This window comes from Paucimonas lemoignei, from assembly GCF_004342585.1.
In the GTDB taxonomy this organism is placed as follows: domain Bacteria; phylum Pseudomonadota; class Gammaproteobacteria; order Burkholderiales; family Burkholderiaceae_D; genus Paucimonas; species Paucimonas lemoignei.
Genome location: NZ_SLZQ01000014.1, coordinates 71,224 through 93,767, shown reverse-complemented (window position 1 = coordinate 93,767; position 22,544 = coordinate 71,224). Strand labels below are relative to the sequence as shown.

The 22,544-nt window shown below is 59.4% G+C and carries 18 protein-coding genes and 1 tRNA gene; 2 read left to right on the top strand and 17 right to left on the bottom strand.

Features of this window, described 5'->3' with window-relative positions; all coding sequences use genetic code 11:
• Positions 1-87: 87 nt before the first annotated feature.
• From EDC30_RS16955 to EDC30_RS16935, 5 genes are all read right to left on the bottom strand, one after another.
• Positions 88-1,194 carry a DUF6538 domain-containing protein gene (locus EDC30_RS16955; protein ID WP_132260041.1) on the bottom strand — a complete coding sequence of 369 codons (1,107 nt, stop codon included), beginning with the start codon at positions 1,192-1,194 and terminating at the stop codon, positions 88-90.
• A 57-nt stretch (positions 1,195-1,251) separates the two neighbouring features.
• Positions 1,252-1,342: transfer RNA gene (locus tag EDC30_RS16950), tRNA-Ser, on the bottom strand.
• An 81-nt stretch (positions 1,343-1,423) separates the two neighbouring features.
• Entirely contained in the window at positions 1,424-2,719 is a 1,296-nt protein-coding gene (serS, locus tag EDC30_RS16945; RefSeq protein WP_132260040.1) for a serine--tRNA ligase, read from the bottom strand.
• A gap of 138 nt (positions 2,720-2,857) precedes the next feature.
• A complete protein-coding gene (locus EDC30_RS16940) occupies positions 2,858-4,057 on the bottom strand; it encodes an NnrS family protein (RefSeq protein ID WP_132260039.1) in 1,200 nt (399 codons plus the stop codon).
• 86 nt (positions 4,058-4,143) lie between these two features.
• A complete protein-coding gene (locus EDC30_RS16935; protein WP_132260038.1) occupies positions 4,144-6,420 on the bottom strand; it encodes a nitric-oxide reductase large subunit in 2,277 nt (758 codons plus the stop codon).
• 247 nt (positions 6,421-6,667) lie between these two features.
• On the opposite strand from EDC30_RS16935, the gene EDC30_RS16930 reads away from it, so the two are divergent.
• A complete protein-coding gene (locus tag EDC30_RS16930; RefSeq protein WP_132260037.1) occupies positions 6,668-7,135 on the top strand; it encodes an RrF2 family transcriptional regulator in 468 nt (155 codons plus the stop codon).
• A 223-nt stretch (positions 7,136-7,358) separates the two neighbouring features.
• Here EDC30_RS16930 and EDC30_RS16925 read toward each other — a convergent pair whose 3' ends face one another.
• The 12 genes from EDC30_RS16925 to EDC30_RS16870 all read right to left on the bottom strand — a co-directional run bounded on the left by EDC30_RS16925 (position 7,359) and on the right by EDC30_RS16870 (position 21,420).
• Positions 7,359-8,339: an NADPH:quinone reductase gene (locus tag EDC30_RS16925; protein ID WP_132260036.1), complete on the bottom strand. Its 981-nt coding sequence runs from the start codon at positions 8,337-8,339 to the stop codon at positions 7,359-7,361.
• A 19-nt stretch (positions 8,340-8,358) separates the two neighbouring features.
• Positions 8,359-9,882 (bottom strand): class I adenylate-forming enzyme family protein, encoded by a 1,524-nt coding sequence (locus EDC30_RS16920; RefSeq protein WP_207907318.1) that lies wholly within the window; start codon positions 9,880-9,882, stop codon positions 8,359-8,361.
• A gap of 27 nt (positions 9,883-9,909) precedes the next feature.
• The gene (locus EDC30_RS16915) at positions 9,910-10,653 is read right to left on the bottom strand and encodes an SDR family NAD(P)-dependent oxidoreductase (protein ID WP_132260034.1); all 744 of its coding nucleotides are present in this window, start codon (positions 10,651-10,653) and stop codon (positions 9,910-9,912) included.
• Positions 10,654-10,730: 77 nt separating this feature from the next.
• Positions 10,731-11,957, bottom strand: a complete 1,227-nt coding sequence (locus tag EDC30_RS16910; protein WP_132260033.1) for an ABC transporter substrate-binding protein — start codon at positions 11,955-11,957, stop codon at positions 10,731-10,733.
• A gap of 60 nt (positions 11,958-12,017) precedes the next feature.
• Complete coding sequence (locus EDC30_RS16905; protein WP_207907317.1) at positions 12,018-12,755, bottom strand: TetR/AcrR family transcriptional regulator; 738 nt, start codon at positions 12,753-12,755, stop codon at positions 12,018-12,020.
• Positions 12,756-12,769: 14 nt separating this feature from the next.
• Positions 12,770-14,047, bottom strand: a complete 1,278-nt coding sequence (locus EDC30_RS16900) for a dihydrolipoamide acetyltransferase family protein (protein ID WP_132260032.1) — start codon at positions 14,045-14,047, stop codon at positions 12,770-12,772.
• 24 nt (positions 14,048-14,071) lie between these two features.
• Positions 14,072-15,052: an alpha-ketoacid dehydrogenase subunit beta gene (locus EDC30_RS16895; RefSeq protein WP_132260031.1), complete on the bottom strand. Its 981-nt coding sequence runs from the start codon at positions 15,050-15,052 to the stop codon at positions 14,072-14,074.
• Between the two features lie 5 nt (positions 15,053-15,057).
• Complete coding sequence (locus EDC30_RS16890; RefSeq protein WP_132260030.1) at positions 15,058-16,032, bottom strand: thiamine pyrophosphate-dependent dehydrogenase E1 component subunit alpha; 975 nt, start codon at positions 16,030-16,032, stop codon at positions 15,058-15,060.
• Between the two features lie 58 nt (positions 16,033-16,090).
• Positions 16,091-16,870 (bottom strand): SDR family NAD(P)-dependent oxidoreductase, encoded by a 780-nt coding sequence (locus EDC30_RS16885; protein ID WP_132260029.1) that lies wholly within the window; start codon positions 16,868-16,870, stop codon positions 16,091-16,093.
• 172 nt (positions 16,871-17,042) lie between these two features.
• Positions 17,043-18,338 carry a replication-associated recombination protein A gene (locus EDC30_RS16880; RefSeq protein WP_132260028.1) on the bottom strand — a complete coding sequence of 432 codons (1,296 nt, stop codon included), beginning with the start codon at positions 18,336-18,338 and terminating at the stop codon, positions 17,043-17,045.
• A gap of 22 nt (positions 18,339-18,360) precedes the next feature.
• Entirely contained in the window at positions 18,361-19,065 is a 705-nt protein-coding gene (gene lolA, locus EDC30_RS16875; protein WP_132260044.1) for an outer membrane lipoprotein chaperone LolA, read from the bottom strand.
• A gap of 18 nt (positions 19,066-19,083) precedes the next feature.
• The gene (locus EDC30_RS16870; protein ID WP_132260027.1) at positions 19,084-21,420 is read right to left on the bottom strand and encodes a DNA translocase FtsK; all 2,337 of its coding nucleotides are present in this window, start codon (positions 21,418-21,420) and stop codon (positions 19,084-19,086) included.
• Positions 21,421-21,553: 133 nt separating this feature from the next.
• Between EDC30_RS16870 and trxB the strand changes: the two genes are divergently transcribed.
• On the top strand, positions 21,554-22,510 hold the full coding sequence (gene trxB / locus EDC30_RS16865) for a thioredoxin-disulfide reductase (protein ID WP_132260026.1): 957 nt from the start codon (positions 21,554-21,556) through the stop codon (positions 22,508-22,510).
• Positions 22,511-22,544: the final 34 nt, after the last annotated feature.

Below are 22,544 nucleotides of genomic sequence, written 5' to 3'. Positions count from 1 at the left end.
TCCTTAAATTCCGGTGTAAATCTCGGCTTGTTCATTCACTTCCTCCTATGCTCAAATCATAGGCCGGAAATGTCTACCGAAGTGGGGCTAGTCCACATACCTATCGAATGTGTCCGTCTTATCGGGGGAAACCCAAAATGACGCTTTATATGCATCAGTGAAGGTGACAGGGCTAATTACTGTAGGATGGTCTTGAGCAGCCAGATCTCGCAAACTGATTTTCTGTTGGCGACGCGCGTCTTGCCACCTTGGCGGAAGTCTTTGAAGCAAGCGGAAAAACTCGTTGACATGAGCTTGGCGCAAACTCGTGACCGGTAAATCGCCAACCACTTCTAAAAACGCGTTAAGCAAAAAAGAATGCTTTTTAAGCATCTCTTTTTTGTTCTTGGGCCATGTCGCTAGAAAGTGCGAGACCACCTTAGATAGCATAAGCGCGTCTGCAGCCGCGTTTGATGTTTCGATGCTATCGCCTGACAAGGACATTCCCGAAGAAAGAGGCTGGGCTGTCACTACAACCGGAGGGTCTTCTCCAGCATCACGCGCTTCGATTAGTTGAATTCCCTTGATGTGAGAGCGCACTAATGCCATGGCAAGTCGCTTTTCATCATCGCTGCTAATGAGCTGCTCAGCAAGACGATAACCGCGAAGATGCAAGGTCTGATGCAAGCTAGGTATGAACGCGGAAGCGTCACCCCTAGCCCAAGCCTGCCGCAACATAGGCAGGATTTCTTGCTGTGCCGACGAGATTTCTTCTTGTGGCAAGTGTTCGAATCCGGTTTCTCGCCGCTGTACATCAGCGGCATCTACCATGCTCTCCCAGTAAGCTTTAAGTTGTTCAGTTAATTCTGGAGTAACTCGGTCGATGACCCGCAGCTTGCTATAGAAATCGTGATACGGGCGCTTATTCTGCTTTTGTGTCGCCGCTGATCGCAACTTGGCACGCGCATCTTCGAACAGGCGATCAGTCTCTGCGGCTAATTGATTACATTTTCGACAGGCATCGGAGAATTTGGAGCCTAGAACCTCTTTGATCTCAGTCTTGCCAATCTCGGCCTGGAGAGCTTTGGGAACACCGCGACGAAATTCGTAACCGGAGCCATTGGGGTTACGGCGCATGTAAGTTGGCATCTTATCCTCTTTGATGGAGGAAGCCTGCCCTACCCGCTTTGTACCTAACTTTTGTACCTTGCTCAACAAAAAACCCCTTGCAATAGCACAATATTGTGCCATTTCAAGGGGTTATGTGCAATCTGGCGGAGAGGGAGGGATTCGAACCCTCGGTACGGGGATACCGTACGCCTGATTTCGAGTCAGGTACATTCGACCACTCTGCCACCTCTCCTGATTCGGTCGACTCCAGCAAGCAAGTGCTGGAAAGCCTGCGATTATATCAGAGTCTGGCTTGTTGGTGCAGCAATTTTTATCATGCTTGCGGCACCAGGCGTTCCAAGCCACCCATGTATGGGCGCAATGCCTGGGGAATATCTACGCTGCCGTCGGCTTGCTGATAATTTTCAAGGATTGCAACGAGGGTACGTCCCACTGCCAAGCCTGAACCATTAAGGGTATGCACCAATTCCGGTTTGCCCTGCGCATTGCGGAACCGTGCCTGCATGCGGCGAGCCTGGAAGGCTTCGCAATTCGATACCGAAGAAATCTCGCGATAGGTATTCTGCGCCGGCAGCCAGACTTCCAGGTCGTAGGTCTTGGCCGCGCCAAAGCCCATGTCGCCCGTGCAAAGCGTCATGACGCGATATGGCAAGCCGAGTTTTTTCAGGATGTTCTCGGCGTGGCCGACCATTTCTTCCAGTGCCTCGAACGACTTTTCCGGATGAACGATCTGCACCATCTCGACCTTGTCGAACTGGTGCTGACGAATCATGCCGCGAGTGTCGCGTCCGTAGCTGCCGGCTTCGGAACGGAAGCACGGGGTATGTGCGGTCATCCTGATCGGCAAGGCATCGCCGGCGACGATTTCGTCACGCACGATGTTGGTCAGCGAAACTTCCGAAGTCGGGATCAGGTAGAGCGCTTCGCCCTCGCCTTCCTGGCCGCCCTTCTTTACCGCGAAGAGGTCAGCTTCGAACTTCGGCAACTGGCCCGTCCCCAGGAGTGAGTCGGCATTGACGATATACGGCGTATAGCATTCGGTATAGCCATGTTCGCTCGTGTGGGTATCGAGCATGAATTGCGCGAGCGCGCGGTGCAGGCGCGCGATGCCGTTCTTCATGACGGCAAAACGCGAGCCGGTCAGCTTGGCGGCGACATCGAAATCCAGGCCGAGGGGTGCGCCGACATCGACGTGGTCCTTGACCTCGAAATCGAATTCGCGCGGCGTGCCGACCTTGCGCAATTCGACGTTGCCCGATTCATCGCTGCCGACCGGCACGGATTCATGCGGCAGGTTGGGAATGGCGCGCACGAAATCGGTCATCTTCGCCTGCACGTCATCCAGGCGCGCGGCCGACGCCTTGAGCTCGTCGCCGATGCCGGCAACTTCAGCCATCACGCCGGACGCATCCTCGCCCTTACCCTTCAGGACGCCGATCTGCTTGGAAAGCGTATTGCGCTTGCTTTGCAATTCCTCGGTACGGGTCTGGATCTGCTTGCGTTCGGCTTCCAGGGCATTGAAGCCGGCAACATCGAGTTGAAACTTGCGCGTGGCCAGGCGGGCGGCGACGCCGTCGATGTCTTTGCGAAGGAGTTGGATGTCGATCATGGCGGGCTGTGCGTTGAATTTATCAAACCGCCATTGTACCAAGCCGGGCAGGATGCGGAAATGCGCCTATCCCGGCTGGATCAAGCTTCATTGCTTTGAGCGTCTAGCAGAATACCGATGGCGAGGTGCGCCGGCGCTTTAACCTTCCTTGCCGTCGATGCGCGCCGCCGTCAGATAAGGCACATATTTGATCAAGTACAAAATGAATGCCCCGCTCCAGCTAGCCGCAGCAACGACCAGTCCGGCATTGCGCCACTCCCCGCCCTGCACCGCCGCCAGGAACCTAGCGATGACGCCAAGCTGCACCAGCACATACATCCAGGTTTCCATTTTTCCGCTATTGAGCATGCGACCGGTGTGGCCAAGCGCAGTGCGGGTGATCATGCCGATGACGAGTCCGCCCATGGACCCGATCGCCATCACGTGGAAGGCCGCGGAGTTGCTGATCACGCCGATCGCTGCCAAGGCCAGCAATGCAAATCCCAGGGGAATCCAGGCGTAGGAAACATGCAGGATCCAGAGCAGCGGATTCTGCAGGGTAGCCAGGCTCTTCCAGCCGCCCAGCCTGATCAGTTGCGAGACGGCGGCTGCCAGGGCCAATGACGCCACCAGCACAGCTGGCAGCTGCGCAATCCAGGCCAGGGAAGCGAGTGCCGTCACGCCGATGACAATCTTGTCGCGCCGTGCATCGGTCACGGGTTTTACGCCAGGCACGGCATTGGCGGTGAAATTCGGGATGATGCGGCCGGCGATCACGGACTCGATCAGCACGATCACGAGAATGGCGGATTCCAGCGGCCAGAGCGTCGAGACTTGCAGCAAGCCATTGGCTGCCGCGTGATAGACGGCATTGGCTGCGGTCAGCAGCGCCAGCAAGACCACGAGGAACATGTTGCGGCGGTTGTTGGATTTGCGTAGCACCTGGTACAGCGGCCAGGTAGCCAGGGGCAAAAAGGCCAGATCGGTCACGGCGCCAATTTCAGGCGAAACCAGCATGGCGAAACGTCCGGCAATCCACAGGCCGGCAAGCGCGGCCAGATGCTTGCCACGCGGCGTCCACAAGCCGGTCCAGTTGCGCCCTGCGGTATACAGAAATCCGATAATGACGGCGATGGCAAAACCGAACACCATTTCATGCACATGCCAGTTCAGGTCGACCTGTTCCAGGCTGATTGCATGCCCGAAATAGCGGGCCAGCCAAAGCGGCACGCTGACGGCGGCAAATACCGCGGACAAAAAATAAAACGGGCGAAAACCCAGGCGAAACAGCGGGTGATTATCCAGGTTCGATCTGGATGATGCCGGCTGATGCGGCTCTTCGATTGTCAGTATTGCCATGTCGGCCTCTTCGTTTTCCTGCTTACAGTTACAGTATTTAATGTCAATGGGCAGCATCGCAGCTGCCCTTGGGCTGTCATCTCAAATCAGACCTTGCCCGGATTAGCTACCGGAATAGCCTTGGTCGTGGCCTTCTTGTTGAAGACCAGGCGCCAGGAAAACAGGGCCAGGAACACGATACCAATGGCAAACACGATGTCACCCGGCACGCGCAGCCACACCATGGTTTCCATGAAAGTCGAGTGGACTACTTCCGCCGAGCGGGCAAACCACACGCCCCTGGTGATGCTGGCCCAGGCTTGATAGATACCGGCCGGCACCAGTGACATGAATACCATCATCGACAGGCCGATGTTAAGAAGCCAGAATGCCGGCGCGAGCAGGCGATCCGACCACACGGCGCGCTCGCACATGCCGCGCAGGCAGAACAGCATCAGGCCGATACCGAGCATGCCGTACACACCAAACAGAGCGGCGTGGCCATGGGCGGCAGTCATGTTCATGCCTTGCATGTAGTACAGGGCAATCGGCGTGTTGATCGAGAAGCCCAGCAGACCGGCGCCGACAAGGTTCCAGAAGCCCACGGCGATGAAGCACAAGATCGGCCATTTGTATGCGGAGACCCATGGTGCAGCCTGGATGCGGCGATAGTTGTGATACGCCTCGATACCGATCAGCGACAGCGGCACGACTTCCAGCGCGGAGAACATGGCGCCGATGGCGATCACCATGGTCGGGGTGCCGGTGAAGTACAGGTGATGCAGCGTACCCAGGATGCCGCCGAACAGGAACACGATGGTTTCCAGCACGATGGCGCTATTGGCAGATGCGGTGCGGATCAGGCCCAGGCGGGTGAATAGCAAGGCGATGACCGCGGTGGCGAATACTTCGAAGAAGCCTTCCACCCACAGGTGGACCAGCCACCAGCGCCAGTATTCGACCATCGAGTAGTGAGTGTGCTTGCCCCAGGTGAGCGACGTGGCATAGAAGCCGCCGATGCACACCGCAGCCAGGAACACCATCGCGATCAGGCCGCGGCCTTCCGATGGTTTCTTCAATGCCGGCCACAGGCCACGTCCCAGTAGTGTTGCCCAGAACAGCAAGCCGATGAACAGCAGGATTTGCCAGACGCGGCCCATGCTGGTGAATTCCAGACCCTGGTTGCCGATCCAGAAGCTGTAGTCGGCGCCCTGGCTTTGCAGCGTGCCGAGCCAGCCTGTGGCGGTGGAACCCACGACGATGAACAGCAACGCATAGAACAGCACGTTCACGCCCAGCTTCTGGTATTTCGGCTCATGACCGGAGATGGCCGGCGCGATATACAGGCCGGTGGCGAGCCAGGCGGTAGCGATCCACAGCACGGCGAACTGGGTATGGATGGTACGGCTGACCGAGAACGGCAGGATTTGCGCGAGCGGGATGCCGAAGAAGCTCTGCCCTTCCACCGCGTAGTGCGCGGTAATGACACCCATGCCGACTTGCGCGAGGATCAGGCCAACCACCACGAAGAAATACTTCCTGGTTGCCTGCATCGACGGCGTGGCTTTCAGCGACAGCAGCGGATCGGCCTTGGGTGGCGCCGGGTCATCCTCTTCCTTGGCCCTGGAGTGCCAGAAGATCATGCCGGCAATGGCGCCGATCATCAGGATCACGCTGGCAATCGACCAGATGCCGGTACCGGCAGTCGGCGTATTCCCGACCAGCGGATCATGCGGCCAATTGCTGGTGTAGCTCAGGCCGGATTCGCCCGGACGGTCGGTCGCAGCAGACCAGGATGACCAGAAGAAGAAGGCGGTCAACGCCGCACGATCGGCCGGATCGGCAAGCGAACCGGACTTCATTGCATACTGCTCGCGTACCCCATTCAGCGACATGTCTTCGCCAAACAGGTCTGTATAGTGCTTGGCGACTTCCTTGACCGCCTGCGCGCGCTCGGCGGAAAGGACGATCTTGCCGTTTTGCGCATCATAGGTATTACGGCGCATTGCCTCTTTCAGCATGGCGTCGAGGCTGGCTTGCTGGACAAGTGGCAGTTCAGCGTAGGATTTGCCGAAATCGCGCCTGGCCCAGATATCGCGCAGCGCGATCGCTTCGCGGTGCAGCCAATCAGCCGACCAATCCGGCGCCAGATAGCTGCCATGACCCCAGACGGAGCCGACCTGCTGGCCGCCTGCCGCGCGCCATGCTGCCTGGCCGCGATCTACCTGCCCTTCTGAAAATAAGACATCACCGTCAGTGCTGACGACCTGTTGCGGAATTGGCGGCGCCTTCAGATAGATCTCGGTGCCCATCCATCCCAATACCGAGAAAGACAGAACGCAGATGATGGCAAGCCAGGTCCAGAGTTTGCGTGTGGCATGCATGACTGTTCCTTTATAGTTGTGTTGAACTGCGAGGTGAAAACTGCGAATGAAATGTTTCCTTTAAGATGCATTCTATCCGCATGTTTTTTAATATGCAAATTAAATGCATCTTTAAATCCACACTCGACCAGAACAACGCATAAACATATAGAATGAATGCCGGTTTAAATGCGCCTGCCCGTCAGGCGAACATCAGTCTGCTCAATGAAATGATCAGATCGATATCGAAATTCTGAAGAAAAATGCAATGAGACTGACTTCCTACACGGACTACGCCCTGCGCACGCTGATGTATCTGGCGACGCATCGCGATGAGCTGGTAACGATCCAGCACATCGCTGACCTGCACGGCATCGCCAAGAACCACCTGACCAAAGTGGTGCATCAGCTCGGCATGCTCGGGCTGGTGGAAACCGTGCGAGGCCGCAACGGCGGTTTAAAGCTGGGACGCGAGCCGGCGGATATCAATATCGGTGAAGTGGTGCGCCTGACCGAGACTGATTTCTACATGGCCGAGTGCTTTGATGAAAACAATAAGGGATGCGCCTACTCGGCATCCTGTGCATTGAAGGGCGTGCTGGGAGACGCCACCGCCGCCTACCTGAAAGTGCTCGACAGCGTGACGCTGGAGCAGATGACCCGCAAGAGCAATCGCGCCGGGATTGGCACTAGTCCAGTGCGCCTGCACGGCAGGGTCCGTGAACTGATCAAATAATCCTTCCAAGCCCAGGCCAGCCCTGGCCTGCCAGCGCAGCCGATACCAATCTCACGACGCCGCCAACGTCCGGAATCTTCTGGCGGACTATCCCAATACAATACGTTGACAATAGTAGGCAATCACAGCCTGCAGGGCGACCCGCAGGCGATTGTCGAGAACGCGCAGCCGGGAACCGCCAAGGCGCGTCTGACAATCACCGCCGGGCCGAGCTGGCCGGGAATTAGCCGATATCGACGACCACGTTCCCCATCACCCTGCCGCCTTCCACTGCTTCATGGGCCGCAGCGATGTCGTCCAGGGAATAGCGTGCGCCGATCGTATGGGTCAGGCGACCCGAAGCCAACAGCTTGCCGATCTCGGCAAGGCCTTCCTGGCGCTGCTCCGCAGTAAGATCGTAGACCAGGAAAAACAGCAGCTGCATGGAATTCATCAGCATTGGGCGGAATGGAATGAGCACGTCATCCATCGAATTCGAACCGTAGCAGACGATCTTGCCATGCGGAATAAGCGCTCCCTCCCGCACCAGATTGACGGTACTGGAAAAGTCCATGTCGATAATGGCGTCGACGCCGCGCTGGCCGGTCATTTCCTTGACCCGTTGCGCCACCGGCTCGGTCTTGTAATTGATCGTTTCATTCACGCCGGCGGCAAGGGCGTGACGCGCTTTCTCATCCGAGCTGACGGTACCGATGATTTTGGCACCTTTGAGCGCTGCGAATTGCGCCGCGTAATGCGCCACGGAAGATGCCGCGCCGATCAGCAAAATGGTCTTTCCCTGGATGTCGCCTAACAGGCGCACAGCCTCATAGGCTGTCAGCGCAGGAATCCCCAGGCAGGCCGCGGCGGCAAAATCGCAATTGTCCGGTAGTGTCACCGCCTGGGCTTCGGGGAGTGCGATGTATTCGGCGGCGGTGCCCATCGGGCGTTGCCACTGGCCGTTCCAGATCCACACCCGTTCGCCGATGCGTGAAGCCGAAACACCCGGACCGACCGCATCGATAACGCCCCCGGCATCGCTGTGCGGAATAATGCGTGGCGCGTTGAGCGGGCGGCCGCGGCGCGATTTCACATCGGATGGATTAACGCCGGAAACGCTGATCTTCACCCGCACTTCGCCCGGGCCGGGTTCCGGCGTGGGCAGTTCACCGACGATCAGCGTCTCGCGCGCCGATCCATTCTTTTCATACCAGGCTGCCTTCATTGCATTTTCTCCTATCTTGTCAAAGCATCTTTTCCAGTTCGTGGCGCTTGACCTTGCCGGTCTCGCTGCGCGGGATATCCGAGGAATTCACGAACCGCACGGTCTTGGGAATCTTGTAGCCCGCGATGGCATTGCGGCATAGCGCGATGACATCGGCTTCGGTCATCGTTTCGTCGCGACGCACGACGAATGCGGCGGGCACCTCGCCCCATTTGGCATCCTGCTGTTTGACCACGGCGACTTCGGCGATACGCTCGCAAGCCAGCAGGACTTTCTCGATCTCGGCCGGGTAAATGTTTTCGCCGCCGGACTTGATCATGTACTTTTTGCGGTCGACGAAAGCCAGGGTGCCGTCCGCATTGCGGCGGAACATGTCGCCCATGTGGAACCAGCCGTTGCGGAAGTCCTTCAAGTTGGTTTCCTCGGCATTCCAATAGCCGCTGAACAGCGTGGCGCTGCGCAGGCTCATTTCACCGACCTCGCCGACCGCCACTTCACGGTCGTCGTCATCGACCAGTCTGACTTCGCAGAACGAGCTCTGTTCCTTGTCGAAACCGGTCGGCACATGGCCGATCGGGATCACCGACTTGCTGGCAGGCGCCATGCCGGTTTCGGTGGCGCCAAAGCTGTTCAGGAACGGCGCCTGCAGCAGCGTGGTCAACTCGGCGATCAGCTGCGGCTGCAGCAAGTCGGCCATCGAACCGATCAGCTTGATGCCCTTCGGGACGATTTTGCGCTCCCTGACCTCGGCCATGGTTCGCTCGATCATGCCCGGCACCATGACCAGCCAGTTGATCTTTTCGGTGGCGATGGCATCGCCGACCTGATCCTGCTTGAAGCCGTCGATGATGCGCACCTTGCCGCCCTGAAGAAGCGAGCCCAGCGACAGATCAGCGCCGGACAGGTGAAACAGCGGCGACCAGGCGACATAGGCCTCGTCCGAGGTCAATCCCCAATCTGCAAAATTCAGCGCCGCGCGGGCGATCATGGCGCGATGGCTGATCAGCGCACCCTTGGGAAAGCCGGTGGTACCGCTGGTATACAGGATCAGCAAGCCATCTTCCGGATGCACCTGCGCCTGCGGTTCGGCGCTGCTGCTCTGCGCCAGCAATGTCTCGTAGTCCTCGCCGAACACAATGGCGCTTGGAATTGCCAGGTTGAGCCGCTTGATCGCGGTGGCGTGGCGTTCCGAATGGATGAACAGCTTCGGGCTGACCAGATTGATGCAATGATTCAGCTCCGCATCCGACTGGCGCCAGTTCTGGCAAGCGGCGATGGCGCCGATCCTGGCGCAGGCCAGCTGCGCTTCGATGTATTCGGTGCGGTTCTCCGACATGATCGCCACCCGCTCACCGCGCGCGATGCCTTTGACGAGCAAGGCGTTCGCCAGGCGGTTGACACGCTCGTTGAGCATCGTATAGCTCAGCGCGCGCCGCTCGTCCTGAATTGCGATGCGCTCGCCGCGCTCCATGGCGCGCAGGCTAAACAGTTCGCCTAACACCGGGCCTGCGCCGGCCATCCTGATTAATTGTTGTGCTTCCATTTCAAGCATCCTGATAAACAAACCGCCTCAACTGAAGCAGGCGCCGCCGTTAACGTCGACCACTGCGCCGTGCATGTAACTGGCCGCAGGACTGGCAAGAAATGCCGCCACGCGGGCGATTTCGATTGGCTGCGCCAAGCGGCCTGCCGGGATCTTGCGGGTATCGACCACTTCGTTAGTCAGCATCGGGGTCGCCGTCGCGCCGGGCGCCAGTCCATTGACGCACACGCCGTGCGACGCTGCGCGCAGGGCCAGCCAGCGCACCAGCGTGTGTATCGCGCCCTTGCCGGAAGCATATTGAGCGCCTGACAGCAGGCCGCCGCTGCGGCCGGCCAGCGAGCCAAGCAGAACGATCCGACCGGCTTTTTTTGCGATCATTTTTTGCATCATGATCTGCGCCAACTGCATCGGCCCGCGCAGATTGATATCGAAAGCACGCTGAAAACTGGCTTCCCATTCATCGCTGCCCGGTTCCAGCTCGCGCTCTTCAGGCAGGATCGCCGCTGTCACGATCAGCGCGTCGATATCGCCGATGTCAGCGCAAAAGCGATTGACGCTTTCGACCGAACCGATGTCCAGCGCATGTATTTCCGTCTGCGCGCCGTGCTGCGCAGCTATCCTTTCCGCGATTGCCTGTGGCGCGACCCGGTCCGCCAGGATCAGCTTTGCACCCAGCTGGGCACAGATCTCCGCGCAAGGTTCGCCGATACCGCCGACGCCGACGATGGCAACGCGCTGAGCATGCATGGCAATGCCCATCAAATCCGACATGTCTATCTCCGTTATATGCAATCTGCCCACCCTTCCGTACGCTGACGGAAGGACGGGACATTCAGTCTTGGGTCAGCTTACTTCAGCAAGGAGCACTTGGATTCGGCCTTGGTGGTGAAGGCATCTTCAGCCTTGATGTTCTGCACGATCTTGTAGTAATCCCACGGTGCCTTCGATTCTTCCGGCTTCTTGACCTGGATGAGCTTGAGATCACTCATCAGGCGGCCATCTTCGCGGATCTTCGCATTGCTGGTGTACATGTCATTGACCGGATTCTTCTTCAGGTAGGCCATGACCTTGTCGGCATCATCCGTGCCCAGCGCCTTGACCGCCTTCAGGTACGTCATGGCAGCCGAATACGTCGAGGCATGCAGCGCCGTCGGCATGCGCTTCATCACCGCGAAATACCGCTTGGACCAGGCACGCGATTCCGGGCTCTGGTCCCAGTACCAGCTATCGGTGGAATACAACCCTTGGGTCTGCTGCAAGCCCAGCGCATGCACGTCGGTGATGAACATCAGCAATACCGCCATCTTCATGGAACGGTTCACGCCAAATTCATTGGCGGCCTTGATGGAAGCGACCAGATCATTGCTGGCATTGGCAAAACCCAGCACCTGGGCCTTGGAAGCCTGCGCCATCATCAGGAAGGAAGAGAAGTCCGACGCATTCAGCGGATGACGCGCCGCACCCAGTACCGTGCCGCCATTGGCCTTGACCACCTTGGCAGAGTCACCTTCCAGTGAGTGGCCAAACACATAGTCGGCAGTCAGGTAATACCAGCTCTTGCCACCCTGGTTGACCACCGCCGAGCTGGTGCCGCGCGCCGCCGCCACGGTGTCATAGCCGTAGTGAATCATGTAGGGATTGCAATCTTCATTGGTGATGCGGCCGGTGCCGGTAGCCGGAATCATGAAGACTTTTTTCTTTTCACTGGCGATCTTGCCCATGGCTAGCATGACGGCCGAATTGGCGCCGGCCATGAGCAGGTCGACGCCGTCGCGGTCCGCCCACTCGCGCGCCTTGCTGGAAGCGATGTCAGCCTTGTGCAGGTGGTCGGCGTACACCAGCTCGATCTTCTTGCCATTGATGCTGCCGCCCATGTCGGCAATCGCCATTTTCAGCGCCTCGATGCCGCCCTGCCCTGAAATGTCGGAATACACGCCGGACATATCCGTCAGCATGCCGATCTTGATCGTGTCATCGGATATCTGCGCCGAAGCCTGAGCGGATATGCCCAGGGTGAATGCTGCGGTAGTAGCCAGGGTGATGGCCTTCAAGCTGAATTTTTTAGTCTTTGACATCCTTGTCTCCTTTTATGAATTACGCCTTATAAGCGGCTACATCGCCCGCCGAATCCTGCATCATGTCTTGTCACTACCGTCTTCTTTTTCCTGAGGTGTCTGCGGCGGCACGCCTTCCAGTCCGTAACGGACGAATTTCATATAGGTTTCCACGGCAAAGTCCGGCAGCTTTGGCGCACCGCCTTCTTCGTAGGTGTAATTGCGAGCGAGATAATCGCGTGCCGCCATCAGGATCTGGGCGATCACTTCCAGTTCGCGCGGCTCGTAGGCGGGAAACTCGCCGTTGGCATGTGAGCGCAGCAGGAAACGCATGTAATTATTGAATACATTCTTCATGTGCGCCTCGTGGCCCTCCGGCGTGAAAAGATACGCCTCGCTCAGGACACGGGAAAATTTTGGCGCTACGCGCAGGAATGAAAAGAATGCACGGAATTGCTGTTCTTCGAGCTCGGCAAAGCTGTCACCGCCGGCCAGATTGCTCTTGACATAGGAAAGCAGGTTGCGGCCGACCGCAGGCATCAGTTCATCGAGGATTTCCTGCCGTGAATCGAAATAGTTATAGAAGGTACCTTGCCCTACTCCCGCCTTTTGCGTGATCAGCGTGATCGAGGCATTGGCGAAACCTTTTTCGCCCACCACGTCGGCGGCGGCCTGCAGCAATGCCTCACGGGTCTGTTCGGACTTTTCGATGCGGCGCTTGCCGCGCGGCGGCTTGGTGTCCGCTTTGGGCGCTTTTTCACTGGCGGATATCATGCCGGCGCTGGTGCCGGTGTCCAAATTGTCAGCCTTTGTATTCATCGCCGCACCTTTCCTTATTTGTCGCCATGGCCAAGCATGAGCAGCAGCGGTCGCTCGAGATAGTGTGTGACGCGATTGAGGAAGCGCAGGCCGGAAACGCCGTCCAGCAGGCGATGGTCGCCGGCCAGCACCAGCCCCATTTCCTGGGTCAGCGCGGGACGCCCTTCGGCATCCGGCCGGAACTGCCTGCTGATGCTGCCCACGCCCAGGATCATGGCCTGACCCGGATTGATAATCGGCGTCATGAACTTGACGTTGAACATGCCGGCATTGGATACGGTAATCGCTCCTCCCTGCATCTCCGCCGCCGTCAGGGCACCAGCGCGCGCCCGCTCGACCAGGCGGCTGCTGGCCAGCGCGAGAGCATTCAGGCTGAGCCTTCCGGCATCGCGCAGAACCGGCACGAACAAGCCCTTATCGGAATTGACGGCCACGCCGACGTCGGCGCTGGAAAATCGCAGAATCTCGCCATCCGCCCATACAGCATTGGCATCAGGTAGATCGAGCAGCGCGCGCCCGACTGCGGCCACGACGAAATGGTTGATGGTCAGGCGTACCGGCGGTTCCTGCGCATTGATCTCGGCGCGCAGCGCCAGAAGCTTCGATACTTCCGCCTCGACCGCCAGATAGAAATGCGGAACCTGCTGCTTGACAGCGGTCAGGCGTCGCGCCGTTGCCGCCTGCACCAGGCTGGGCTTGATGCGTTCGCCGGCATCGATTCCGCCAGCGCCTGCCGAGGACGGCACGGGTGTCGGAGCTGGCATGGGTTGTGCCGCTGAGGCTGGCGCGGGAACGGCCGCTGCGCGCGCCTGCAGATAGTCGCGCACGTCCTGTGCTCGCACCGCGTTGCGCGGACCCGTGCCGGTCACGACGGCGAGATCGACGTTCTCCATGGCGGCAATGCGCCGTGCCATGGGCGAGGAACGCACACGTGCTGCCGGCTCACCGGCACTGCCTTGCAGCGCAGGGGCCGGAGCCGGCATATGCGTGGCAATGTGTGGTGGCAGCCCGCCGCCAGCATCGCCTGGAGCAACCGCCGGCTCCTCGCCGGCAATTCCGTCATCCCAGTAGCCGATGACTTCACCTACCGCCACCGTCTGCCCGGTCTTGGCAACCACCTCGGTCAGCACGCCGCTGCTTTCGGCCGGAATCTCGTTGGCAACCTTGTCGGTTTCCACCACGAACAGCACATCATCGGTCTTGAACGTTCCGCCTACCGGGATGGACCATTCCGCGATGACTCCTTCCGTCATGGTCAAGCCCAGTTTCGGCATCAGTAATTTGCGTTTCATTGGCATTCCTGAGTGAGGCCGCTGCTACCGGCCGCCCGCCATGGCAACACGCGCGGCGTCGGCGATATCGGCGGGCTTGACTGCATACTCCGCTTCGAGCGAAGTGGCGAAAGGTATCGGCATGAAAGGCGAACCGACACGCAGCACCGGTGAATCCAGTTCGTAAAAGACGTTTTCCGTAATGCTGGCAGCAATCTCCGCGCCGCAGCCGTAAGACTTGACCGCCTCGTGAGCGACCACCACGCGATGGGTGCGGGCCACGGATTCATACACGGTCTCTTCGTCCCATGGCTGCAGCGAGCGCAGGTCGATCACTTCGGCCTCGATATTTTCACTTGCGAGCTGCACCGCTGCATGCAGCGATGCCTGCACCGTGCTGCCGTAGGTTACGATGGTGACATCGCGTCCCGGGCGCACGATCCTGGCCTTGCCAATCGACGTTTCGACGGTGGTATCGACCTCGCCGCGCTTGCCGTACATCGCCTTATGCTCGATGAACAGCACCGGATCGGGATCGCTGATTGCCGCGCGCAGCAGGCTGTAAGCATCCTGCGGATTCGACGGACATAGCACTTTGAGGCCGGGCACATGGGCGAACCATGCTTCCAGGCATTGGGAGTGCTGCGGGCCGGCGTTCAAGCCACCGCCATGGGGCGTGCGCAGGACCATCGGTACGCTGAACTGACCACCAAACATGAAACGGGCCTTGGCCGCCTGGTTCACCATGGCATCCATGGCCAAGGTGATGAAATCCATGAACATGATCTCCACCACCGGCTTCAGGCCGGTCATGGCGGCGCCGACAGCCGCCGAGACGATGGAAGATTCCGAAATCGGCGTATCGATGACGCGCTTTTTGCCGAAAACCGGCAACAGGCCGCGCGTAGCCTTGAATGAACCGCCAGCCTGGGCAACATCCTCGCCCATCACGATCACGCTCTCGTCGGCGCTCATCGCATCCTGCAATGCGCGGTTGACCGCTTCCATGTAACGCATTTCAGCCATTTTTCTCATCCTCTTGCCGCAGCGTTGGTATAGACATCCGCGAAAGCCTGCGCGAAATCCGGCTGCCGGTCGGCGCGACCGGCCTGCACGGCCTCCGCCACCGCGGCTTCCACCTCGGCGTCTAGCGCGTCGATTGCGACGCGGGCGACACCACGCCGTTGAAGCTCGTCTTGCGCCAGCCTGAGCGGATCACGGCCGTCAGCAGCCTGCAGTTCCTCGGCGATGCGGTATTTCTGCGCATCTCCTTCGTAATGGCCTCTCATGCGGTGCGTGCGGCATTCGAGGATTCGCGGTGCTCCGGTGCGTGCTTGCGCCGCCAGTTCGCATGCCGCGTCCGCCACTGCCTCGACATCGTTGCCATCCACCTGCACATGGGGAATATGGAAAGCCCGGGCCAGTTCGCTCAGCTCGGCGACAAACTGTTCCTTCGTCGGTGAAAATTCGGACCAGCCATTGTTTTCGCACACGAACAGGATCGGCAGTTGCCACAGCGCCGCCATGTTCAGGCTTTCGTGCAGCATGCCTTCTGCCATTGCGCCATCGCCGAAAAATCCCGCTGCCAAGCCGCCGGTGCCGCGCACGGAATGGGCCAGCGCGCTGCCCAAGGCGATCGGAATGCCTGCGCCGACAATGCCATTCGCGCCCAGGATACCCTTGCCCCTGTCGGCCACATGCATGGAACCACCGCGACCGCGGCAGATGCCGCCATCCTTGCCCATCAATTCCTTGAAAAACAGGTCGAGATCCATGCCGCGCGCGATGACATGTCCATGGCCGCGATGGGTAGTCGCCACCGTGTCGCATTCTTTCAATGCCGCCATCACGCCCGCGGCAACCGCCTCCTGGCCGATGCTCAGATGGATGAAGCCGGGGATTTCACTATCGGCGAACAACTTGATCAGGCTGCTTTCCGCCGTCCGCACCAAGCGCATGGTGCGATATAGCGCCAGAAGGTCCTGGCTGTCTTGTTTTTTGCTCATTTGGATGCAAAGCTTGCGCTTGCCTATCGGTTGAATAACGTGAAGAAGCAGATTGCCGTCATGCCGGCCGGCGCAGGCCGCCGTACATATCCCAGGTGCAGCCGACCAGCCAGCCGCCGTCTACCGGCAGGTTAACGCCGGTAATCGCACTGGCACGTTCCGACAAGAGGAAAGCGACCGCATCGGCCACCTGCGACGGCAGCACCAGACGCCCCAACGGCGTGTTCTGCAGGGCGCCGCTGACTTCGCGATGGCCGCGGTCGATTTGCTCCTGCAGCATCGGCGTCAGGGTATAGCCGGGGGCCACTGCGTTGACGCGGATACCGGACGGCCCCCACTCAGCCGCCAGACATTGCGTCATGCTGATCACCGCTGCCTTGGCGGGTGCATAGGAATGCAGCGGCATCGAACTCGAGCCGGCTACGGAAGAAATATTGACGATGGCGCCACGCTTGCGAGCGCGCATGCCTTCCGAGAAGGCCAGTGCGGCGATATAGGAGCCGCGGAAATCGATGTTCTGCACGCGGTCCCACTCGGCCAGATCAAACTTTTCCGGCGGCAAGGGCTTCTGGGTGATGCCGGCGCTGTTCACCAGGCCATACACAGGCCCAGCTTCCTGCTCGACGCGCTGCGCCAGATCGCGGATGCTATGTTCGTCAGTAGCGTCAAAGGCAAAAGCAAGTCCGCCGACATGGGCAGCAACCTCGCGCGCCAGCTCCAGCTGAACATCGGCCAGCACCACTTGATAACCGTCCTTGGCAAGCAATTCCGCGCAACTCGCGCCGATGCCGCTTGCGCCGCCGGTAATTACCACGATATCCCGCATCTTTTCGGGCATGGCAGTCTCCATAATTTATTTATTTGCGAATCATGAATCTCGATTCATGATTCGCAACTTAGGCCTAATGAATCGGCCTGTCAAGTAGCAGTACAAATAAAAAACGCTCTTCCCTTATCGGGCAAGAGCGTTCCGGAGGCAGCTTGTCAAAGGCAAGCAGTGGCGGCAAGCCTTATTTTTTATCCTTCTTGCGTGCCGCATCGTCCAGCGATTTCAGATAGGCCAGCTTTTCGCCAAGCTTGATTTCCATCCCCCGAGGCACAGGCTTGTACCAGCCAGGCTCAGTCATCCCTTCCGGCAGATAGGTTTCGCCCGCTGCGTAGGCATCGGGTTCGTCATGCGCATAGCGGTACAGCTTGCCGTAGCCGAGCTCCTTCATCAGCTTGGTCGGCGCATTGCGCAAATGCTCGGGCACACCGCGCGACTTGTCCTTGGCGACGAAGGCGCGCGCCGCGTTATAGGCCTTATAGACGGCATTCGACTTGGCGGCGCAGGCAAGAAACACCACCGCCTCCGCCAGCGCCAGTTCTCCTTCCGGCGAACCGAGCCGCTCGTAGGTTTCGGCGGCATCCAGCGTCAGCCGCAACGCGCGCGGATCGGCAAGGCCGATATCTTCCACCGCCATTCGAATCAGCCGGCGCGACAGATAACGCGGATCGGTGCCGCCATCGAGCATCCGCACCAGCCAGTACAGCGCGGCATCCGGGTTGGAGCCGCGCACGGATTTATGCAGCGCCGAGATCTGGTCGTAAAACGCATCGCCGCCCTTGTCGAAGCGGCGCAAGGCATCGCCGAGGCATTCGGCCAGCAATGCCTTGTCGACTTCCTCCTGACCCTTTGATTCAGCAGCGCGCGCCACGATTTCCAGGTTGTTCAGCAGCTTTCTTCCATCGCCGTCCGCGCTGGCGATCAGCATGCCCTTCGCTTCCGGTTCAAAATCCAGGCCGGCGAGTTCCTCAATGCAGGCACGGTCCACCAGCGCATCGAGATCCTCATCCGCCAGCGACTTCAGCACATACACCGCCGCGCGCGACAGCAAGGCGCTGTTGACTTCGAAGGAAGGGTTTTCAGTCGTGGCGCCGATGAAGGTGAACAAGCCGCTTTCGACATGCGGCAGGAAGGCATCCTGCTGGCTCTTGTTGAAGCGGTGGACTTCATCGACGAAAAGAATCGTGCGTCGGCCCGAGGTGGCGCGCACAAGTTCGGCGCGTTCGACCGCTTCGCGGATATCCTTCACGCCCGACAGCACTGCCGACAAGGCGATGAATTCAGCATTGAAGCTTAACGCCATCAGCCGCGCCAGCGTGGTTTTGCCCACGCCGGGCGGCCCCCACAGGATCATCGAATGCGGCTCGCCTGACTCGAAAGCCACGCGCAAAGGCTTGCCGGGACCGAGCAGGTGTTGCTGGCCGATGACTTCGTCGAGGCTCTGCGGACGCAGGCGCTCGGCAAGAGGAATGGAAGCCATGGAATGTCTGCTGATGCCTGGTCTATTGCTCGAAAACGTCGGCACCCTTGGGAACGACGAATTTGAACTGCGCAGGCTTCACCGGCGGATTCTTTTCAAACTTCTTGAAGGTGAGCACCGACACCTGGCCGAATGAATCGCGCAATTCCATTGCATGCGGCACGCCATTCTTCATGCCGATGCCGATCTGCTCGAATGTCGTATCTTTTGCCATCGGCGTAGCCTGCATCCATTCCAGGCCATCCTTCGCGCCGGCTTCCTTCAGGACGAAATTCTTTTCCAGGTCATTGCTGCCGAACAGGATGGCGGCCGGCGAAGAACCCAGCGCATTGCCCAGCTTTTTCACCGTGACCTGGTTCAGGTCCTTATCGTAGATATACAGTTTTTCGCCGTCGGCCTGCAGCACCTGCTCGTACGGCTTCTGGTAAGTCCAGATGAATTTGCCTGGACGCGAAAAGATAAAGGTGCCGGTCGACTCCTGCGAAACGCGGGCCTTGCCATCCTTGTCCATCTTGACCAGGCGCTGGGAAAATTCGCCCTGCGCCGACTTGGCGGTGGCGACGAAAGATTTGAATTGTTCGAGGGCGGATGCCGTCGCAATCCCCGGCAGCATGGCAAGTGCCGCAGCGCCGGCGCATAGCAGCGAACGCCAAGTGGGCAATCCAGCAATCGAAAACGCACGCACGACGCGCCGCTCTTTCTGCTGATCTTTCCGCAGTTCTTTCATCAATTTCAAAATTCAGTCCTATTCGCTCGTGTTACCAGCGGGAACCAGAATCTCGCGGTTACCGTTGGATTGCATGGTGGATACCAAGCCGCTCTGCTCCATCTGTTCGAGCAGGCGTGCAGCCCGATTGTAGCCGATGCGCAGGTGACGCTGCACGAGCGAGATCGAAGCGCGCCGATGTTTCAGGACCACTGCGACAGCCTGGTCGTACAGCGCGTCGGCCTCGCCGCCACCCGCGCCTTCCATGCCGGGCAAGCCACCTTCGCCGCCCTCTTCCGCCGCGCCGCCTTCCAGAATGCCTTCGATGTAATTGGGTTCGCCCTGGGATTTCAGATGTTCCACCACGCGGTGAACTTCATCGTCCGAGACGAAGGCGCCATGCACGCGGATCGGCAAGCCAGTACCCGGCGGCATGTACAGCATATCTCCCATGCCGAGCAGGGTTTCCGCGCCCATCTGGTCGAGAATGGTGCGCGAATCGATCTTGCTACTGACCTGGAAGGCGATACGGGTCGGAATATTCGCCTTGATCAAGCCGGTGATGACATCGACGGAGGGACGCTGCGTCGCCAGGATCAGGTGAATACCGGCGGCACGGGCCTTTTGCGCGATGCGGGCGATCAGTTCTTCCACCTTCTTGCCAACCACCATCATGAGGTCGGCAAGCTCGTCGATGATGATGACGATGGTGGGCAGCTTCTCCAGCGGCTCGGGCGCATCCGGCGTCAGGCTGAATGGATTCGGAATCTTTTCTTCCTTTTTCTCGGCTTCGGCGATCTTGTTGTTGTAACCGGCAAGGTTACGCACACCGAGTTTACTCATCAGCTTGTAGCGGCGTTCCATCTCCGCCACCGCCCAGTTCAGCGCGTGTCCTGCCTGGCGCATGTCGGTGACCACCGGCGCCAGCAAATGAGGAATGCCTTCGTAGACTGACATTTCCAGCATCTTCGGATCGATCAGGATCAGGCGCACCTGGTTGGGATCGGCCTTGTACAGTAGCGACAGAATGGTGGCATTGATACCCACCGATTTTCCGGAGCCGGTCGTACCTGCCACCAGCAAGTGCGGCATCTTGGCCAGGTCGGCCGTGACCGGATTACCGGCGATATCCTTGCCCAACGCGACCGTCAAGCTGGAAGTGCTGTCGTTGTAGACCTTCGAACCAACAATCTCGGTCAGGCGCACGATCTGGCGCTTCGGATTGGGCAATTCCAGGCCCATGTAATTCTTGCCGGGGATGGTCTCGACCACGCGGATCGAGGTCAGCGACAACGAACGCGCCAGGTCACGCGCAAGATTGACGATTTGGCTGCCCTTCACGCCTGTTGCCGGCTCGATCTCGTAACGGGTAATCACCGGGCCGGGATACGCCGCCACCACCTTGACCTCGACGCCGAAGTCGGACAGCTTTTTCTCGATCAGGCGGCTGGTGAATTCCAGCGTTTCGACGCTGACGGTTTCCTGCGATGGCGGCGCCTCGTCCAGCAGCGATACCGGCGGCAGGTTGGTATCCGGCAGGTCGGTGAACAGCGATACCTGTTTTTCCTTTTCCACGCGCTCGGACTTCGGTACGACAACCACTTGCGGCTCAATGCGGATCGGCGGCGCGATCTCGGCCTTGGCGCGTTCCTGCACCACCGCCACCTCGCGTTTGACCGCCGCTTCCTGGCCCAGCTTGCGGTCTTCGTGCGCGGCCATCAGCTTGCGCACTGTCTCGATCGACCATTCCACGCCGGCGCCGATTTTTTCCGCAACGGACAGCCACGATACCTGGAACAACAGGCTGAACCCCACGCCGAACAGCAATAGCAGCAACAGAGTCGAACCAGTGAAACCCAAGGCATTGTAGGCGGCCGATCCCAGCACCTCCCCCAGCACGCCGCCCGGCGCGCGCGGCAATTCCGCCTTGAGGCTGTACATGCGCAGGTATTCGATGGCGACGCTGCCAGCCATCAGCAGCACAAAGCCGATGGCGCGAACCCAACCTTCATGGCGCGGCATGGCTTCCGGCTCCTGCTGCAGGAGATAACGCTGCGACAGCCTGCGGTAGCCGCCCCAGACTGTCCACAGCACCAGCACGCACCACCACCATGCCGACAAGCCAAATATGAACAACATGACATCGGCCAGCCAGGCACCCACTTTGCCACCCCAGTTATGCAGGCGCTGCACCGCGTTGGCATGCGACCAGCCCGGATCCAGTCGCGAAAAACTGGAAAGGATCATGACCAGGTAGACGGATAGTCCGGCCAGTGCAATCCAGCGCGCTTCCGACACGAGGCGCATCAGACGGCTGGGTTCAGGCGGTGCGGGAGGAGCGGAACTGCGGGTATAGGCTTGGGCGGTTCGGGTCATAAATCAGCTGGCTGGTACTTCGACTATAATCTTACTTAGTTTACCGTGCGCAAGGCCGATTAGTCCGGCTAATGTGGCAATTTTTCACGCCGCATGCGCGATTTGCCCGCGAAACCACATCCGAAACCAGCTTATGACCACTCCCAAACACGCCAAAGTCCTGATTCTCGGTTCCGGCCCCGCCGGTTACAGCGCCGCCGTCTATGCCGCGCGCGCCAACTTGAAGCCGGTGCTGGTTACCGGCGTCGAGCAAGGCGGCCAGCTGATGACCACGACCGATGTTGAAAACTGGCCGGGCGACCCGATGGGTGTGCAAGGTCCGGAACTGATGCAGCGCCTGTTGCAGCATGCCGAGCGGTTCCAGACCGAGATCGTATTTGACCATATTCACACGACCTATCTGAACGAAAGGCCGTTTCGCCTGGTCGGCGACGCCGGCACTTATACTTGCGACTCGCTGATCATCGCCACCGGCGCCTCGGCGCAATATCTCGGCCTCCCCTCGGAAGAAGCCTTCATGGGCAAGGGCGTGTCGGCTTGCGCCACCTGCGACGGCTTTTTCTACCGTGGCCAGGAAGTCGCCGTCGTTGGCGGCGGCAACACCGCGGTCGAGGAAGCGCTGTACCTGTCGAATATCGCCAGCAAGGTCACCGTCATCCACCGCCGCGAGAAATTCCGTGCCGAGAAAATCCTGATCGACCGCCTGATGGAACGGGTTGCCTCCGGCAAGATCGAAGTGAAGTGGAACCATACGCTGGATGAAGTGCTCGGTGATAACTCGGGTGTCACCGGCGTGCGCATCAAGTCGACTGCCGACGGCAGCACCAGCGAGATCAAGGTGCACGGCTTGTTCATCGCCATCGGTCACAAGCCCAACACTTCGATCTTCGAAGGTCAGCTCGACATGGTCAATGGTTATATCAAGACGCGCGGCGGCCACGAAGGCTTTGCCACCGCGACCAGCATCAATGGCGTATTCGCCGCGGGTGACGTGCAGGATTACGTCTATCGCCAGGCGATCACCAGCGCCGGCACAGGCTGCATGGCGGCGCTCGACGCCCTGGCGTACCTGGAAGGCCTGGAAGAGTAATAACCCTCGATGCCTTCCGTCATGGAAGGCGTTT

Bases quoted from the DNA above. Each gene is read 5' to 3' on its own strand.
- serS (WP_132260040.1), bottom strand. From the start codon at position 2,719: ATGATCGACATCCAACTCCTTCGCAAAGACATCGACGGCGTCGCCGCC.
- EDC30_RS16940 (WP_132260039.1), bottom strand. From the start codon at position 4,057: ATGGCAATACTGACAATCGAAGAGCCGCATCAGCCGGCATCATCCAGA.
- EDC30_RS16935 (WP_132260038.1), bottom strand. From the start codon at position 6,420: ATGCATGCCACACGCAAACTCTGGACCTGGCTTGCCATCATCTGCGTT.
- EDC30_RS16930 (WP_132260037.1), top strand. From the start codon at position 6,668: ATGAGACTGACTTCCTACACGGACTACGCCCTGCGCACGCTGATGTAT.
- EDC30_RS16925 (WP_132260036.1), bottom strand. From the start codon at position 8,339: ATGAAGGCAGCCTGGTATGAAAAGAATGGATCGGCGCGCGAGACGCTG.
- EDC30_RS16920 (WP_207907318.1), bottom strand. From the start codon at position 9,882: ATGGAAGCACAACAATTAATCAGGATGGCCGGCGCAGGCCCGGTGTTA.
- EDC30_RS16915 (WP_132260034.1), bottom strand. From the start codon at position 10,653: ATGTCGGATTTGATGGGCATTGCCATGCATGCTCAGCGCGTTGCCATC.
- EDC30_RS16910 (WP_132260033.1), bottom strand. From the start codon at position 11,957: ATGTCAAAGACTAAAAAATTCAGCTTGAAGGCCATCACCCTGGCTACT.
- EDC30_RS16905 (WP_207907317.1), bottom strand. From the start codon at position 12,755: ATGAATACAAAGGCTGACAATTTGGACACCGGCACCAGCGCCGGCATG.
- EDC30_RS16900 (WP_132260032.1), bottom strand. From the start codon at position 14,047: ATGAAACGCAAATTACTGATGCCGAAACTGGGCTTGACCATGACGGAA.
- EDC30_RS16895 (WP_132260031.1), bottom strand. From the start codon at position 15,052: ATGGCTGAAATGCGTTACATGGAAGCGGTCAACCGCGCATTGCAGGAT.
- EDC30_RS16890 (WP_132260030.1), bottom strand. From the start codon at position 16,032: ATGAGCAAAAAACAAGACAGCCAGGACCTTCTGGCGCTATATCGCACC.
- EDC30_RS16885 (WP_132260029.1), bottom strand. From the start codon at position 16,870: ATGCCCGAAAAGATGCGGGATATCGTGGTAATTACCGGCGGCGCAAGC.
- EDC30_RS16880 (WP_132260028.1), bottom strand. From the start codon at position 18,338: ATGGCTTCCATTCCTCTTGCCGAGCGCCTGCGTCCGCAGAGCCTCGAC.
- lolA (WP_132260044.1), bottom strand. From the start codon at position 19,065: ATGAAAGAACTGCGGAAAGATCAGCAGAAAGAGCGGCGCGTCGTGCGT.
- EDC30_RS16870 (WP_132260027.1), bottom strand. From the start codon at position 21,420: ATGACCCGAACCGCCCAAGCCTATACCCGCAGTTCCGCTCCTCCCGCA.
- trxB (WP_132260026.1), top strand. From the start codon at position 21,554: ATGACCACTCCCAAACACGCCAAAGTCCTGATTCTCGGTTCCGGCCCC.